We start from the raw sequence: 1,375 nt of genomic DNA on the forward strand, positions 1-1,375 counted from the left end.
ATATACTGGGATATTTCTAAATATTTTTGTAAACCATATATATTATGGCAAATTTTTAGAATGTAATTTTTTAAAATTATATTCTATTATCAAAGAATATAGATAACTGATTATATATACTATCCCAGTTTCTATATCTCATAGTCCATTTTTTCATCACATTTTCACCTGCTAAGAACAATATTTTTAATAGTGAGTCGTCTGATGGAAAAGTGGACTTTGTTTTTGTGACCTTTCTAAACTGTCTATTAAGTCCTTCAATTATATTTGTAGTGTACATTATAGTCCTTATTTCTTCAGGAAAACTAAAAAATGGTGCTATAACATCCCAGTTATTTCTCCAGATCTTAATTGCCGAAGGGTACTGTTTACCCCATTTTTCATCTATTTTATCTAAAGCCGATGAGGCTTCTTGTTCATTAATTGCTTTATATACAGATTTAAAATCACTTATTAATGCTTTTGAATCTTTGTATGAAACATATTTAAAAGTATTTCTTATCTGATGGATTATACATTTTTGTATTATGGAATTAGGATAACTTGCGGCTATCGCCTCTTTGAAGCCATTTAATCCATCAACACTAAAAATTAGTACATCTTTAACACCTCTATTTTTTAAATCGGTTAAAACACTATACCAAAACTTTGAAGTTTCGTTTTCACCTATCCATATTCCTAAAATATCTTTGAAACCATCCTTATTTACTCCTAGAACTACATATGCAGCTTTATTTTTTATTTTTCCATCATCTCTTACTTTGTAATGAATTGCATCCATAAATACAAAAGGATAAACTTGTTCAAGAGGTCTATTTTGCCACTCTTTAGCTCTTTGAATTATAACATTTGTTATATTACTTACTTGATCAGCTGAAATTTCTATACCGTATAAATCTAATATCTGGTCATGTATATCTCTTGTTGACATACCTCTTGCATAAAGTGATATTATTTTTTCTTCGATTCCTGAAATATCTCTAATATTTTTAGGAACGACTACTGGGTTAAAATCATTATCTCTGTCTCTTGGAATGTCTAGTTGTAAATCTCCAAATTGTGACTTTACAGTTTTTTTACTATATCCATTTCTTCTATTAGTTGTATTCTTGTTATGGCTATCGCCCTTTTCATAACCTAGCTCTAATGCCATTTCTTGTTCTAACATCTCTTGTAGTATATCTTTGAACATATCTCTTAGATAGCTACTTATATCTCCAGATTTTATAAATTCTCCATCTGATATAATTTCTTTGACTAATTGTTTTCTTAAAGTATTCATAAAAAATCTCCTTTACGACATTTGATTATATTTAAATCATTGCCATAAAGAAGATTTTTATTAACCTTGAAGCACAAATTATTTTACATTACC

The 1,375-nt window shown here is 28.1% G+C and carries 1 protein-coding gene; it reads right to left on the bottom strand.

The genetic code is table 11. The features are described 5' to 3' along the window. Window positions 1-76: 76 nt before the first annotated feature. Window positions 77-1,282, bottom strand: coding sequence for an IS256 family transposase (locus KGF42_RS19030; RefSeq protein ID WP_227826901.1), 1,206 nt, complete (start codon window positions 1,280-1,282; stop codon window positions 77-79). Window positions 1,283-1,375: the final 93 nt, after the last annotated feature.

This window comes from Clostridioides sp. ZZV15-6383, from assembly GCF_020657735.1.
GTDB lineage: Bacteria > Bacillota > Clostridia > Peptostreptococcales > Peptostreptococcaceae > Clostridioides > Clostridioides difficile_D.